The organism is Rugamonas fusca (assembly GCF_014042365.1).
Lineage (GTDB): Bacteria > Pseudomonadota > Gammaproteobacteria > Burkholderiales > Burkholderiaceae_D > Rugamonas > Rugamonas fusca.
The window spans coordinates 131,278-146,180 of sequence record NZ_JACEZS010000004.1; the positions used below are offsets into that span (position 1 = coordinate 131,278).

General features: G+C 65.1%; 14 protein-coding genes. 10 read left to right on the forward strand and 4 right to left on the reverse strand.

From position 1 onward, the window contains the following. Positions 1 to 32 precede the first annotated feature (32 nt). The gene (locus H3H36_RS06885) at positions 33 to 461 is read right to left on the reverse strand and encodes a thioredoxin family protein (RefSeq protein ID WP_182215605.1); all 429 of its coding nucleotides are present in this window, start codon (positions 459 to 461) and stop codon (positions 33 to 35) included. A gap of 236 nt (positions 462 to 697) precedes the next feature. Between H3H36_RS06885 and tsaB the strand changes: the two genes are divergently transcribed. From tsaB to H3H36_RS06905, 4 genes are read left to right on the forward strand one after another with little or no spacing between them, the layout of a single operon-like run. Further along, positions 698 to 1,426 (forward strand): tRNA (adenosine(37)-N6)-threonylcarbamoyltransferase complex dimerization subunit type 1 TsaB, encoded by a 729-nt coding sequence (gene tsaB, locus H3H36_RS06890; protein ID WP_182215608.1) that lies wholly within the window; start codon positions 698 to 700, stop codon positions 1,424 to 1,426. Beyond that, complete coding sequence (gene rimI / locus H3H36_RS06895; protein ID WP_182215611.1) at positions 1,423 to 1,893, forward strand: ribosomal protein S18-alanine N-acetyltransferase; 471 nt, start codon at positions 1,423 to 1,425, stop codon at positions 1,891 to 1,893. Before tsaB ends, rimI begins: the two co-directional genes overlap by 4 nt. Continuing rightward, on the forward strand, positions 1,890 to 2,900 hold the full coding sequence (locus H3H36_RS06900; protein ID WP_229219779.1) for a uracil-DNA glycosylase: 1,011 nt from the start codon (positions 1,890 to 1,892) through the stop codon (positions 2,898 to 2,900). Before rimI ends, H3H36_RS06900 begins: the two co-directional genes overlap by 4 nt. Next, positions 2,884 to 3,870 (forward strand): DUF1853 family protein, encoded by a 987-nt coding sequence (locus H3H36_RS06905; RefSeq protein ID WP_311196594.1) that lies wholly within the window; start codon positions 2,884 to 2,886, stop codon positions 3,868 to 3,870. The genes H3H36_RS06900 and H3H36_RS06905 overlap by 17 nt, the downstream gene beginning before the upstream one ends. A 22-nt stretch (positions 3,871 to 3,892) precedes the next feature. Here H3H36_RS06905 and lplT read toward each other — a convergent pair whose 3' ends face one another. Continuing rightward, positions 3,893 to 5,155, reverse strand: coding sequence for a lysophospholipid transporter LplT (gene lplT / locus H3H36_RS06910; RefSeq protein ID WP_182215615.1), 1,263 nt, complete (start codon positions 5,153 to 5,155; stop codon positions 3,893 to 3,895). A gap of 207 nt (positions 5,156 to 5,362) precedes the next feature. Here lplT and alr point away from each other — a divergent pair, with 207 nt between their 5' ends. From alr to H3H36_RS06935, 5 genes are all read left to right on the forward strand, one after another. Next, on the forward strand, positions 5,363 to 6,451 hold the full coding sequence (gene alr / locus H3H36_RS06915) for an alanine racemase (RefSeq protein WP_182215617.1): 1,089 nt from the start codon (positions 5,363 to 5,365) through the stop codon (positions 6,449 to 6,451). Position 6,452: 1 nt separating this feature from the next. Further along, the gene (radA, locus tag H3H36_RS06920; RefSeq protein WP_182215619.1) at positions 6,453 to 7,829 is read left to right on the forward strand and encodes a DNA repair protein RadA; all 1,377 of its coding nucleotides are present in this window, start codon (positions 6,453 to 6,455) and stop codon (positions 7,827 to 7,829) included. 117 nt (positions 7,830 to 7,946) lie between these two features. After that, positions 7,947 to 8,324: a PilZ domain-containing protein gene (locus tag H3H36_RS06925; RefSeq protein ID WP_220459674.1), complete on the forward strand. Its 378-nt coding sequence runs from the start codon at positions 7,947 to 7,949 to the stop codon at positions 8,322 to 8,324. A 127-nt stretch (positions 8,325 to 8,451) separates the two neighbouring features. Further along, positions 8,452 to 9,237 (forward strand): flagellar filament capping protein FliD, encoded by a 786-nt coding sequence (gene fliD, locus H3H36_RS06930; RefSeq protein WP_182215623.1) that lies wholly within the window; start codon positions 8,452 to 8,454, stop codon positions 9,235 to 9,237. A gap of 77 nt (positions 9,238 to 9,314) precedes the next feature. After that, positions 9,315 to 10,442 (forward strand): polyamine ABC transporter substrate-binding protein, encoded by a 1,128-nt coding sequence (locus H3H36_RS06935; protein WP_182215625.1) that lies wholly within the window; start codon positions 9,315 to 9,317, stop codon positions 10,440 to 10,442. Between the two features lie 318 nt (positions 10,443 to 10,760). On the opposite strand, the gene sixA is transcribed toward H3H36_RS06935, so the two are convergent. After that, a complete protein-coding gene (sixA, locus tag H3H36_RS06940; RefSeq protein WP_182215627.1) occupies positions 10,761 to 11,228 on the reverse strand; it encodes a phosphohistidine phosphatase SixA in 468 nt (155 codons plus the stop codon). A gap of 45 nt (positions 11,229 to 11,273) precedes the next feature. Beyond that, positions 11,274 to 13,370 carry a polyphosphate kinase 1 gene (gene ppk1, locus H3H36_RS06945; protein WP_182215629.1) on the reverse strand — a complete coding sequence of 699 codons (2,097 nt, stop codon included), beginning with the start codon at positions 13,368 to 13,370 and terminating at the stop codon, positions 11,274 to 11,276. Positions 13,371 to 13,662: 292 nt separating this feature from the next. On the opposite strand from ppk1, the gene pstS reads away from it, so the two are divergent. Then, positions 13,663 to 14,709 carry a phosphate ABC transporter substrate-binding protein PstS gene (gene pstS / locus H3H36_RS06950; RefSeq protein WP_182215631.1) on the forward strand — a complete coding sequence of 349 codons (1,047 nt, stop codon included), beginning with the start codon at positions 13,663 to 13,665 and terminating at the stop codon, positions 14,707 to 14,709. The last annotated feature ends 194 nt before the right edge of the window (positions 14,710 to 14,903 follow it).

Genomic DNA, 14,903 nt, shown 5'->3' on the forward strand with positions numbered 1-14,903 from the left:
TGGGGTGCTCGCGCTGGTGGGGTGCTGCGGCCTCAGGCGCGCGCCGCGTGCAGCAGCGTGCGCAGGTTGCAGTCGCGCTGCCACTGGCGGCGTTCCTCGCTGGCGGCCGTCAGCGCCGCCAGTTCTTCATCGCTTTGGGCTGACTGGGCCAGCACCAGGCGGTGCGCCAGGTTCGCATCAGGCAGCATGGTGCCGAAGAAGGCCACTTGTTCGCCATGCTGGATTAACAGGGTAGGGAAGTTCTCTACGTCCAGCTCACCGACCACGTCCGCGTTATCCTCGATATCGACCCACACAAAGCACTTGTCAGGATGGCGCGCCGCCAGTTCCTCGAATGTCTTGCGGTAGGAGGTGCAGGTGCCGCACCAGGCGGCGCAAAGGCAGGCGACGATCCAGCGCTCGCCCGCGAGGGCGGCGGCGATGTCGCGGTGGTTGTCGGTGCTGAGGGTCAGGCTGTGCATGGGAAATCGGCTATCGGAGGCGCGCGGGGCGCCAAACGTGCACATTCTACATGGGCTGGGGACGAGTCGGGCGGCGGGGCGCTGGCGTCGACTCATGGGCGCTCAAGAAAAGCATCGATGTTCCCATTGAGACACCCTGACTTGTGCGCTCGTAACCAGAGGGACCCTGGCATTGCCGGTGCGGCGTTTTGGCCGCCCGCTAGACCCGCCCCCGGGGTGGCAGGTTAAAATACGGCATGCCTACGATACTTGCCATTGAAACTTCCTCCGAACTGGCTTCCTGTGCGCTGCTGCGCGATGGAGCCGTCATCGCCCGCGCTTCCTCCGGCGTGCGCACCCATTCCCAGTCCATTTTGCCGATGGTGCAGGAACTGCTGGCCGAAGCTGGCATCGTGCTCCAGCAGTGTGACGCGATCGCCTACGGTTCCGGCCCCGGTTCCTTCACCGGCGTGCGCACCGCGTGCGGCGTGGCGCAGGGGCTGGCGTTCGGCGCCAGCCTGCCCGTGGTGCCGGTCGTTACATTGGACGCGATGGCATTGGCTTGCCACCAGCTACATGGTGCGAACGAGGTGTTGACTGTGCTTGATGCGCGCATGGGCGAAGTCTATTGGGCCCAGTATCGTTTTGAAGCGGGCGCGGTGGCGCCGTCGGTGGTGCTGGCGCCAGCGTTGGCGGCGCCCGAAGCGGTGCAGCCGCAAGGCCAGCCTGTCGCTTGCGGCAATGGCTTTACGGCGTATGCCGAGGCCCTGTCCGGCCTGGCCTGCGCGCCATCGGCCCACGGCGAGGTGATGCCGCACGCGGCGCAGATCGCGCAACTGGCGGCCGTGGCCTTCGCGGCCGGCCGCACCGTGTCGGCCGAGGAGGCGCAGCCGCTTTACCTGCGCAACAAGATCGCCTACACCAGCGCCGAGCGCCGCGACATGAACGCGGCCAAGGCGGCTCAGGCCAATGGAGCGGGCGCATGAAGCCTGTGTGGGATCTGGCCCGGCTCCAGTACGAGCCGATGCAATCGTCCGACCTGGATGACGTGGTGGCGCTGGAGCAGACCGTGTATCCGCATCCGTGGAGCCGCGTCAATTTTGACGATTCGCTGGCCAGCGGCTACCAGGCCTGGGTGCTGCGCGATTCGGCTGGCGAGTTGCTGGGCTACTTCCTGCTGATGGCCATCGTCGATGAAGCCCATCTGCTCAACGTGGCCGTGTCGGCGGAGCGCCAGGGGCAGGGGCTGGGACGCTTCCTGCTGAACCAGGCCGTCGCCTGCGCGCGTGGGCTGGGGATGGAATCGGTGCTGCTGGAAGTGCGACCATCGAACACGCGGGCGCTGGAAATCTACCAGCGCTATGGGTTCCAGCAGATCGGCCGGCGCAAGGCGTACTACCCGGCCGCCAATCAGCAACGCGAGGACGCGATTGTCATGCGTTTCGGTTTATGAGCCAGCAGTCCGCGCGCAATACGGTATTCCTCGATGAGATGGGGGTGGGCCCGTTGTGGCAGCTGCGTCATCCGGCGCCCGCGCAGCCAGGCGAGGCGACGGCCGCATTGACGGAAGCGCCGGCGGCACCCGTCGTGCAGGACGCCGCACCCGCCGCACCTGCGCCGGCACCTGTGGCTACCGATGTTCCCGCGCCCGTGGAGGCGGAGCCGCCCGCGCTGGCGCCTGTGGCCGCGGCCGTGGCCGCGCGCGAGGCCGAAGCGGTCGCTGTGGAAGGTTCGCCGCTTGCCGTGCCGGTTGCCGCCACCATGTCCGATACCACCGAAGATGTAGTCGCGATCGACATCGCCAACGCATCGGCCGCCGACATGGGCAATGAGGATTCCACGGCATGGTTCGACGATGCTCCCGCACCGGCCCGCCCGGCGCCGGTCAGTGAGCAAGCCATCGCCGCCATGGACTGGCCGGCGCTGAAGAACGCCATCGCCAGTTGCACCCGCTGCGAGCTGTGCGCCACGCGCCGCGCCACCGTGCAGGGCCGAGGTCACACCGGCGCGCAGTGGATGGCGATCACCGCCGCGCCGAACCGGCTCGACGAGAAGGAAGGCCGCTCCGTGGCCGGCGAGGCGGGCCAACTGCTCGATAACATGCTGAAGGCGATCGGCCTGACGATGGAATCGGATGTCTACCTGACTGGCCTCGTCAAATGCCGCCCGTCCGGCGACGACGGCGCCGAACGCCCACCCACGCCGGACGAAGTGGCCGCCTGCCGCCCGTTCCTGGAACGGGAGCTGGCACTGACGGGCGCCGGCATGGTGCTCACCTTCGGCCAGGCCGCCGCCAAGGGCTTGCTGGGCGTGGCTTCGCGTGGCAAGGTGCACCGCTATGGCGAACTGCCTGTGGTGGCCACCTACCATCCGGCCGACCTGCTGCGCCTTCCGGAAGACAAGGCCAAGGCATGGGCCGACCTGTGTCTGGCCAGGACCACGCGTGACCACGCCGCCTGACGCCAGCGACGATACTTGCCAGGCGCGTTTCGAACGCCGCTGGGGCCATTTATCCCGCTCCGCGGTGCGGGCGCTGGCCTGGCTGCTGGACGCGCCCGATCTGCTGGACCCGGCCTCGCCGCACTGGCACGGCCGCATCGCCACGCTCGGCGCGGTGACGCCGGCCGTGTCGAGCTGGCTGGCCGCGCTGGAAGCCGATCCGGCACCGCTGGAGGCCGCGCTGGGCCAGCGTTCCTACTCCCGCCTCGGGCTGTACGCGGAAAAGCTGATGGCCTTCTACTTCCAGCAGCACGGCATGCTGGCCGCGCACGGCCTGCAGGTGCGCGCCAACCGCAATGACACGGTGGGCGAGTTCGATTTCCTGCTGCGCGACGGCGGCCGCCTGCTGCACTGGGAGCTGGCGACAAAATTCTATCTGCTCGACAGTGCGCCGCCGCTGGACGTGGACGACGGCAGCTTCAATTGTCTGATCGGCCCCAATCTCGCCGACACGCTGGGCGCCAAGATGCGCAAAATCCTCGACAAGCAGCTGGCGCTGGCCAGCCATCCGGCTGCACAGGCGCTGCTGCCGCAGCCGGTGGACAGCGCCCAGGCGCTGGTCAAGGGCTGGCTGTTTTATCCGCACGGCGAATGGCGCGCGCTGGACGGGATCTCGCAACCGCATTGCCATGGTTTCTGGTTCACGCTGGAGGAGTCGGCGGCGCTGGAAGGGGAGTCCTTCATGTTGATGCCACGCCTGGAATGGCTGGCGCCCATGAAGGCGCCGCTGGCCACGGCGCCGGTGCTGGACCGGGCCGAGTTGCGGCAGGCATTGGAGCGCCACATGGCGGCGGTGTCCACGCCGCAGATGGTGGCGGTGGTGGCGCCGCACGGCGGCTGGTGGGTGGAGCGTGCGCGCGGCTTCGTGGTGCCCGACGATTGGCGCAGCCAGGCGGCGGTGCGCCGGCTGGCCGGCACGCTGCCATCTTGAGCAGGGTCAGACCCTTTATACGTTAGTGCTTCGCTTCGCCGATCAGCGCAAGCGAATCATGCTCGCGCTGGTTGGCCGCATGCTTGCGCATGATGAACAGCATGACGCTGGCCACGAACAGGCCGAACAGGACGATGATGGCGTCCAGCTCCAGGTGCAGGCGCAGCATCAGCGAATAGATGGCCAGCATGGTCAGGATGGACAGGTTCTCGTTGAAGTTCTGCACCGCGATCGAATGGCCGGCGCTCATCAGGACGTGGCCCCGATGCTGCAGCAGCGCGTTCATCGGCACCAGGAAGAAGCCCGACAGCACGCCGACGAAGATCAGCAGCGGGTAGGCCAGCCACACGGAATGCACCAGCGTCATGCCCATCACGATGCCGCCCATGGCGATACCCAGCGGGATCACGGAGAGCGACTTGCGCAGCGAGATGAAGCAGGCCGACAGCACGGCGCCGGCAGCCACGCCGATGGCCACCACGCCCACCAGGCTGGTGGCCTTGTCATACGGCAGATGCAGCGACTTCTTGGCCCATTCCAGCACGATGAACTGCAAGGTGGCCGCCGCGCCCCAGAACAGGGTGGTGACGGCCAGCGAGATCTGGCCCAGCTTGTCCTTCCACAGCAGGCTATAGCAATTGGCGAAGTCGGTCACCAGCTTGATCGGATTGTGTTCCTGGTGCGGATACCGGCAGCCCGTGTCCGGAATCTTCAGGTTGAACAGGGTGGCCAGCACGTAGATGCCCACTACGACGCACAGTGCCGCTTCCGTTGGCGTGTCGATGCCGGTGTCGATGAAAGGCAAGTCGAAACTGAGCAGGAAGGCCGCCGTGCGTCCGCTCACCAGCGCGCCGCCCATCACGGTGCCGAAGATGATGGAGGCCACCGTCAAGCCTTCGATCCAGCCATTGGCGGCCACCAGCTTTTCCGGCGGCAGCAGCTCCGTCAGGATGCCGTACTTGGCCGGCGAATAGACGGCCGCGCCAAAGCCCACCACGGCGTAGGCCAGCAGCGGGTGCACATCGAAGAAGATCAGCAGGCAACCGGAAATCTTGATCAGGTTGGCGATGAACATGACCCGGCCCTTGGGCAGCGAGTCGGCGAACGCGCCCACGAAGGCGGCCAGCAGCACATAAAACAGCACGAAGGACAATTTCAGCAGCGGCGTGATCCAACCGGGCGACTTCATGCTGATCAACAGGTCGATCGCAACAAACAGCAGCGCATTGTCCGCCAGGGACGAGAAGAACTGCGCTGCCATGATGGTATAAAAACCACGATTCATACGGGAGACCTGAAAACTTATCTGGCATGCTTTATACCATAAATGCCTTGTGATCCGAAGCAAACCGGCGGCCGCCACTGATATGGCTTATGGCCATGGCGACCCGAAGGCGCCGCGGGTGGTCCTGGCGTGGCGCGCGCAGTGGATCCGCGCAGATCGGGCGGGCTCCGGTAAAATATCGCTTCTTTCACCCCGCCCCGATTTCCTATGCCACGGCCGATAGTTGCAACCATCCACCTCGAATCCATGCAGCACAACCTGGCCCGCGCCAGGCAATGCACGCCACACGCCAAGACCTGGGGTGTGGTCAAGGCCAACGGCTATGGCCACGGGCTGGAACGGGCCATGCGCGGTTTCGCGGCGGCCGACGGCCTGGCCCTGATCGAATTCGACAACGCCGTGCGCCTGCGCGAACTGGGGTGGACCAAGCCGATCATGATGCTGGAAGGCTTTTTCGATGCGTCCGACCTGCACACGATGGCGCAGTATGACCTCAATGGCGCCGTCCACTGCGACCAGCAGATCGCCTGGCTGGAAGCGGCCAGCCTGCCGCGCAAGCTGAACCTGCACCTGAAGATGAACACCGGCATGAACCGCCTCGGCTTCAAGCCGGAAGCCTTCGCGGCCGCCCATGCGCGCCTGCGCGCGCTCGATTGCGTGGGCGAGATCACCATGATGACGCACTTCGCCAACGCCGACGAACTGGCCCATCCCGGCCTGCCGATCCGCGAGCAGATCCGCCGCTTCGAGCTTGGCACGGCCGGCTTGCCGGGCGCGCGCAGCCTGTCCAATTCGGCCGGCGTGCTGCAGGCCGATGCACTGGCCGACGTGTTGACGAATGACTGGGTGCGCCCCGGCATCATGCTGTATGGCGGTACGCCGGGCGGCAGGAGCGCGGCTGATTTCGGCCTGCTGCCCACCATGACGCTGTCCAGTGAAATCATCGGCATCCAGGATATCCAGGCCGGCGACATGGTCGGCTACGGCAGCCGCTTCCAGGCCGACGGCCCGATGCGGGTGGGCGTGGTGGCCTGCGGCTACGCGGACGGCTACCCGCGCCACGCGCCGCTGGGCACCCCGGTGCTGGTCGACGGCGTGCGCACCCGCCTGGTGGGGCGGGTCTCGATGGACATGCTGACGGTGGACCTGACCCCGCTTCCCCAGGCCCGCGTGGGCAGCGCCGTGACCCTGTGGGGCAAGGGCATGCCGATCGACGAGGTGGCCGAGGCCGCCGGCACCATCGGCTATGAACTCATGTGCGCATTGGCGCCGCGCGTGCGCGTGGTGGAAGGCTGATATGGCCAAGGTCAAGACCAACTACACCTGCAGCGACTGCGGCGCCATCAGCAGCAAGTGGACCGGCCAGTGCAGCGCGTGCCAGCAGTGGAACACGATGGTGGAGACGGTGCCCGACAGCCCCGGCGCCAACCGCTATTCGAATATCCAGCACCAGGCGCTGGCGCAGACGGCACCCGTGCTGTCGCTGGCCGATATCGACGCGATCGATGTTCCGCGCTTCGGCACCGGCATCGAGGAGTTCGACCGCGTGCTCGGTGGCGGCCTGGTGGCCGGCGGCGTGGTGCTGATCGGCGGCGACCCCGGCATCGGCAAGTCGACGCTGCTGCTGCAGGCGCTGGCCAACCTGTCGCACCTGAAAAGCGTGCTGTATGTGTCGGGCGAGGAGTCGGGCGCCCAGATCGCGCTGCGCGCCAAGCGGCTGGCCATCGACGCGAAAGAACTGAAGCTGCAGGCCGAAATCCAGCTGGAGAAGATCCTCGGCACGCTGGCCGAGCTGCGGCCCGAAGTGGCCGTGATCGATTCGATCCAGACCATGTATTCGGACGCGCTCAGTTCCGCCCCCGGCTCCGTGGCCCAGGTGCGTGAATGCGCGGCCCAGCTCACCCGCGTGGCCAAGACGACCGGCATCACCATCATCCTGGTGGGCCACGTGACCAAGGAGGGCGCGCTGGCCGGTCCGCGCGTGCTCGAACACATCGTCGACACGGTGCTGTACTTCGAGGGCGACAGCCATTCCAGCTTCCGGCTGGTGCGGGCCATCAAGAACCGCTTCGGCGCCGTCAACGAGCTGGGCGTGTTCGCCATGACGGAGAAGGGCTTGAAGGGCGTGTCCAATCCGTCGGCCCTGTTCCTGTCCCAGCACGACAACCAGGTGCCCGGCTCCTGCGTAATGGTGACGCAGGAGGGCACCCGGCCGCTGCTGGTGGAAATCCAGGCGCTGGTGGATGCCAGCCACCTGCCCAATGCGCGCCGGCTGTCCGTGGGCCTGGAACAGAACCGGCTGGCCATGCTGCTGGCCGTGCTGCACCGCCATGCGGGCATCGCGGCGTTCGACCAGGACGTGTTCATCAACGCCGTGGGCGGCGTCAAGATCACGGAACCGGCGGCCGACCTGGCCGTCCTGCTGGCCATCAATTCGTCGATGCGCAACAAGGCGCTGCCGCGCGGTTTCGTCGTGTTCGGGGAAGTGGGACTGGCCGGCGAGATCCGGCCCGCGCCGCGCGGCCAGGAGCGCTTGCGCGAGGCGGCCAAGCTGGGCTTTTCGCTGGCCATGATCCCGAAAGCGAACGCGCCCAAGCAAGCCATCGAAGGCATGACCATCATCGCCGTCGAGCGCATCGACGATGCATTCGCCCGCATGCGCGAACACCAGTGAGCGCGGCCCGCCGAAAAAAATAGGGCCGGCGCGGTGTGGCGGGGCACAGCAATTGCGTTTGGCCTGTAAAATGTCGGTCGGCGCCGGCGGTGCGATGACACGGCTGGCCATGCAAGCATGCGGCGCGGGGCGCCGTTTTACTTTGTGAACGCTCTTACCTTATCGGAACGCGAAGTGTCAGTAGAACAGAGATCATCGGCGCGCAAGATCATGCGCGCCAAAGCGGTGGTGGCCATGGATGGCATGCCGCCCCAGCCGGCACGCACGCTGGACATCGGCGCCAGCGGCATGTCGCTCACCTTCGAGCACAAGCTGGCGGTCGGCCAGCTGGGCAGTGTGTCGTTTGAATTGTTTTTGGATGGCAAGGCGCAAATCATCACGTGCCGCTCCAAGGTCAGCTACTGCATCTTCAGCGGCGACCATTTCAAGATCGGCTACCAGTTCGTCAACCTCGATCCCACCGCATTGAACGCCATCAGCAAATTCCTGCGCTGAACCCAAGCCCGCGAATGGCGGGCAAACCCGGTCCTGTTCCTTGTTTTGATTATTCGGCAATAGTGGATAATCAACCAAGACAGGGCCGGCGTCATTTCCGGGGCGGCCACCAACCTTGGGGACCGCCATGGCCACTTCCTCCATCAATGCCAACCACGCCGGCACGGCGCCGTCGACCGATGTCTACAACCGCGTCCAGCAGACGCTGAGCTCGCAGAATACGGGGGTGGCCAAGCTCAACGCCACGCTGGCGCGCGACCAGACCCGCTTGTCCGGCCTGGGGCAGCTGCACAGCGCGCTGGCCACGTTCCAGGCCAAGGCCGCCAGCCTGGCCGGCGGCAAGACTGCCAGCACCGCGCCCGATGCCGCGCAGACGGGCAAGAACGTGCGCGCCCTGGTGGCTGCCTACAACGAATTGAACCAGAAGATGCTGGCCTTGCAGGGCGGCGACCTGAAAGGCGACGTGGCGCTGGGCCAGGTCAGCCGCCAGATGGCGCAACTGCTCAAGACGGGCGGCGATGGCGTGGCCGCCGGCGCGCTGGCCAAGGCCGGCGTGACGCTGGACGCCAGCGGTAACCTGCAGGTGGATGACAAGAAGCTGGCCGCCGCGCTGGCGGCCGACGCCGGTGGCGTCGCCAGACTGCTGGGCAACGGCGGCAAGGGCATGGCCGAGCAGCTGGCCGCCAGGGCGGGCACCTTCACGGCCGACAACAGCGTGATCCGGCACGAGGCCAGTACGCTCAACAAGGAAATCACGGCCATCAACGGCAAGCGCGCCGTGCTGTCCAAGGCGCTCACCACCCAGGCCAACGCACTGGCCGCGCTGTACACCCAGCAGGCGCAGACGGGCGGCGGCGGCTTGCTGGGCGGCGCCTCCGGCGCCAGCGGCACCGCGTTCGACTTCCTGGCTTGAAGGACAACGCTTGCAATCGTGACCACTATGCCCGATCATTTCGGCTTCACAAGGATTTCCATCTTCAGGAGGCGGGCATGGCAGGCAAAGGGTTGGGCAAGCTGTTTGGTGTGGGACTGGCCGCGGCGGCCGTGATGGCGGCGCTGGCCGCGCCGGCGGCGCGCGCGCAGCAGGAAGAAAAAGTCCTCAACATCTACAACTGGTCGGACTACATCGCGGAGGACACGGTCAGGAATTTCGAGAAAGAGACCGGCATCAAGGTCCGTTATGACCTGTTCGATAACAACGAGATCCTCAATTCCAAGCTGGTGGCGGGCCATTCGGGCTACGACATCGTGGTGCCCACGGCCCAGTGGGCCAAGTTGCAGATCGACGCCCACCTGCTGCGCAAGCTCGACAAGTCCAAGCTGAGCAACCTGGGCAACCTGGACCCGGCCATCCAGGCCAAGCTGTCCAGGATCGATCCCAACAACGAGTACCTGGTGGACTGGCTGTGGGGCTACACGACGGTGGGCATCAACGTCAACAAGGTCAAGGCCGCGCTGGGCGGCATGCCGCTGCCCGACAATGCGTGGGAACTGATTTTCAATCCCAAGTATGCGTCCAAGCTCAAGTCCTGCGGCGTGTCCTTCCTCGATTCGCCGTCCGAAGTGCTGCCGGCCGCGCTGATCTACCTGGGCAAGCCGGCCTATTCGACCACCGTGGCCGATTATGATGCGGCCGGCAAGATGCTGCAGGCCATCCGTCCCTACGTGACCCTGTTCAGCTCATCGGGCTACATCAACGACATGGCCAATGGCGCCGTGTGCGTGGCGCTGGGCTGGTCGGGCGACATCAACATCGCCCGCCAGCGCGCCATCGACGCCAAGAACGGCAACGTGATCGAAGTGCTGGTGCCCAAGACTTCGGCCGCGCTGGTGTTCGACACCATGGCCATCCCGGCCGACGCCCCGCACCCGAACAATGCCCACCTGTGGATCAACTACATCCTGCGTCCCCAGGTGCAGGCGAGCCTGACCAACAAGGTGTTTTACGCCAACCCGAACAAGGCTGGCATGAAATACGTGCGCAAGGATATCGCCGGTAACCAGAGCGTGTTCCTGTCCGACGCCGACAAGCAGCGCATGGCCGCGCCCGAAACCGTGCCGGCCGACATCCGCCGCCACGTGACGCGGGTGTTCACCAAGTTCAAGTCGGGGATGTAAGCAAGCACCGGGAGAACGGGGAGGGCGGAAATGATGATGGCGCGAGAAGCAAAATCCGCGAGGACTCTGCCGCTGGCGCCACGGCTTCAGTGAAGCTGGATGCTATTCGTGATAGCGGTCGATCAGTTTATGCTTACTCCCCCGCATTTCGGCCACGAGTTCGTAAATAACCAGGGCAATCATGCCACCAAAAATGCCCATGGTGAACCAGGTGATCATAGTCATTCAGTCGACTTACGACGGCTGCCCCCTAGAGTTGGTACATTTAAACTTTAGCAGATCGTTACCGGATTGCAAGCCCGTCCCGGCCATATACTTTCATTTCACAACCAGGTCGGACGCCATCACGGCTTTCAGGTAAACGCTGAGCGGCTCGTTCGGGTCGCGCTGCGACAGCCACCACGCGCCAGCCTTGCGGATATCCCATTCCTGCACGTCGCCCGTCATCAGCAGCGCGGCGGCCTGGCCCAGCGTGGGCTGGTGGCCGACGATCAGCACGGCCTCGCGGCCGGCCGGCCAGTTGGCCGCCTTCAGGATATCTTCCGGGTCGGCGCCCGGCGCCAGGTCGGCGTGGATTTTATATTTGCGCCCCAGCGCCTCGGCCGTCTGCAGCGCGCGCACGGCCGGGCTGACCAGCACCCGGCAACTGTCGGGCAGCTGGGAGTCCAGCCACTGGCCCATGCGGCGGGCTTGCTTCTGGCCTTTGCCCGTCAGGGCCCGTTCCAGGTCGGACAGGCCGGGGCCGGCTTCCTCCGCCTCGGCGTGACGCCACAATATCAGGTCCATGCTGTGCTCCCTTCGAACGAAACTGGCACCAGGTGATACCAGTGCTTAGTCATCCACTTCGCTGGCTGGCGTGCCCAGCGACTGCATCAGGAACTGCTGGGCCCCGAATGGCGCCTGCTTGCCGCGCGCCTTGCGGCGCTGGTAATGGCCGTCCGCTTCCAGGTCCCAGGCGTTGGTGTTGTCCTTCAAATAGGGGTTCAAGCCCTCCGTGATCACGCGCCGCTTCAAGGCCCGGTCCAGCACGGGGAACGCCACTTCGATGCGGCGGAACAGATTGCGGCTCATCCAGTCCGCGCTGGCCAGCAGCACGTCGTGCGCCAAGTCGTTGCGGAAGTAATAAATCCTGCTGTGTTCGAGGAAGCGACCGATGATGGAGCGCACCTTGATGTTCTCCGACAGGCCGGGCACACCCGGCTTGAGGGTGCAGGCGCCGCGCACGATCAGGTCGATCTTGACGCCATCCCGGGAGGCGGCATACAGGGCCCGGATCACCGATTCGTCGACTAATGCATTGATTTTAACAATAATCCGTCCTGGCCGTCCGGCGCGCGCGATACGCGCCTCGTTGCGGATCGCCTTGATGATCTCGTTCTGCAGCGCGAACGGGGCCAGCCACAAATGGGTCAGCTTGTGCGGCTTGGTCAGGCTGGTCAGGTGGATGAAGATTTCGTTGACCTCCTGGCTCATTTGCGGGTGGCAGGTGAGCAGGCCGAAGTCCGTGTACAGCTTGGTGGTGGTGGGGTGGTAGTTGCCCGTGCCCAGGTGGGCGTAGTAGCGCAGCTGGCCTTCCTCGCGCCGGATCACCAGCGCCACCTTGGCATGCGTCTTCAGGCCCACCACGCCGTACACGACCTGGGCGCCGGCCTGTTCCAGCTTGTCGGCCCAGTTGATGTTGGCTTCCTCGTCGAAACGCGCCTTGAGTTCCACGATCACCGTCACTTCCTTGCCTTCGCGGGCGGCCGTCAGCAGCGATTCCATCAGGTCCGAATTCATGCCGGTGCGGTAGATGGTCTGCTTGATGGCGACAACGGCCGGGTCATGGGCGGCGCTGCGGATGAAGTCGATGACGGTCTGGAAGGTCTGGAATGGATGGTGCAGCAGGATGTCGTGCTGGCGCAGCTCGCTGAAGATGTCGGTGCCGGGCGACTTGCGGCCCACGCCGGGGTAGAACGGCGGGAAGCGCAGGGCGGCGTGGTTGACGTGGTCGATCATTTCCGTCAGCCGTACCAGGTTAACGGGGCCGTTGACGGCGTACAGGCGGCTCTGGTGCAGGCCGAACTGGTCGAGCAGGAATTGCGACAGCTCGGGCGGGCAGTTCATCGCCACTTCCAGCCGCACCGAGGTGCCGAACTGGCGTCCCTGCAGCTCGCCCTTGAGGGCCTGGCGCAGGTTCTTCACTTCATCCTCATCGACCCACAGGTCGCTGTCGCGGGTGACGCGGAACTGGGAATAGGCCAGCACTTCGCGCCCGGCGAACAGGTCGGAGATGTGGGCGTGGATGATGGACGAGAGCAGGCAGAACGACACACCGCCGCTCCTGGACAGGTGGTCGGGCAGCCGGATCACGCGCGGCAGCACGCGCGGCGCCTTGACGATGGCGATCGCCGTGCCGCGCCCGAAGGCATCCTTGCCCGACAGCGAGACGATGAAATTGAGACTCTTGTTGACCACCTGGGGAAACGGATGGGCCGGATCCAGGCCGATCGGGGTCAGCAGCGGGCGCACTTCGCGCTCGAAATATTCCTTCACCCAGGCCCGCTGGGCTTCGTTGCGCTCATTGTGGCGCACCAGATGCACGCCCTTGGCCTGCAACTGGGGCAGCACTTCCTGGTTCAGGATTTCATACTGGTGCGCCACCAGGTCATGGCATTCCTGGCTGATGCGGCCCAGCGTGGCCACCAGGGCAGGGTGTTCCGACAGCGCGCCGTCCACGCTGGCGGCCGCCAGCAGGCTGGCCACCCGCACTTCGAAGAATTCGTCCAGGTTGCTGCTGGCGATGCACAGGTAGCGCAGCCGCTCGAGCAGGGGGATGCTGCGATCCTCGGCCTGGGCCAGCACCCGCCGGTTGAAGGCGAGCTGGGACAGTTCCCGATCCAGAAAAATGCTGGAGGTGCCAGCGTCCGTGCGCAAATCAGGCTTCATGGTTTTCTTGCTCACTTTGCAGATAATAGATTCTAGCCTGTCATCAGTTCATTTGTGTCACAGCGCGCCAGTGTAGATGTCAAATATGACAAGTCCATGACATCGGCTGTCATAATTGCCCGCCTGGACCGTCCAATTGTGACAAGAAGGGGGTAAGATGCTGGGCAAAACGCCTCTTTCACACTGTAACTGCGCCGTTTCCCGATAATTACAGCGATGTCATAAACCTGTCATATTTCGCCGGTAGACTGCGCAGCATTCCAACCCCTGTCATCTTATTGAAGGACTTGTTATGCGAATGAAACAGTTGTTGACCTCCATGGTCGTGGGTGCTGCCGCCGTCATGGCATTCTCGTCCGCCGCCGCGGCCGCCGACATGACCGGCGCCGGCTCGACCTTCATCTACCCGATCGCCGCCAAGTGGGCCGAGTCGTACAAGGCCGCCACCGGCAATGGCCTGAACTACCAGTCCGTCGGCTCGGGCGCGGGCATCAAGCAGATCAAGGCCAAGACCGTCGATTTCGGCGCCTCCGACATGCCGCTCAAGGCCGAGGAACTGGACGCCGAAGGCCTGATGCAATTCCCCGCCATCATGGGCGGCGTGGTGACCGTGGTGAATATCGACGGCATCGCGCCGGGCCAGCTCAAGCTGACCGGCCCCGTCGTGGCCGATATCTACCTGGGCAAGGTCAAACAGTGGAATGATGCGGAAATCACCGCCCTGAACCCGGGCGTGAAACTGCCGGCCAGCGAGATCACCGTGGTGCACCGCGCCGACGGCTCCGGCACCTCGTTCCTGTTTACCGACTTCCTGTCCAAGACCAACGCCGAATTCAAGACCAAGATCGGTTCCGGCACGGCCGTCAAGTGGGTGGTGGGCGTGGGTGGCAAGGGCAACGAAGGCGTGGCCGCCAACGTGCAGCGCATCAAGGGCTCGATCGGCTACGTCGAGTGGGCCTACGCCAAGAAGAACAAGATGGCGCACACCCAACTGAAGAACAAGGACGGCAACTTCCTGCAGCCGGACGACGATTTCTTCAAGGCTGCCGCCGCTTCGGCCGAGTGGGCCAAGACCCCTGGCTTCGGCGTGGTGCTGACCGACCAGGCTGGCAAGAACTCGTGGCCGATCACGGGCGTGACCTTCATCCTGATGCACAAGCACCAGGCTGACGCCGCCAAGGGCAAGGAAGTGGTCAAGTTCTTCGACTGGGCCTTCAAGAACGGCGGCGCCGCTGCTACCGAACTGGACTACGTGCCGCTGCCAGGCTCCGTCGTCAAGCTGGTGCAGGACGCCTGGAAGGCCAACCTGAAGGACGCTTCGGGCAAGGCCATCTACTAAGCGGATCGCCCCTGGGACGCCGCGCCGGACACGGCGGCGGCCCAGGGGGTTAGCCTGCATCGCTCGCTCCGGGCGGCGCAGGCTAGCTGTCATCCCAGAAAACAAACACCAATATGAGCGCTGAACTTACTTCCCCGCCCGTCATCCAGCCGGAGCCCCACATGAGCGTTACCGACCATTCCGCCCCGGCCGTC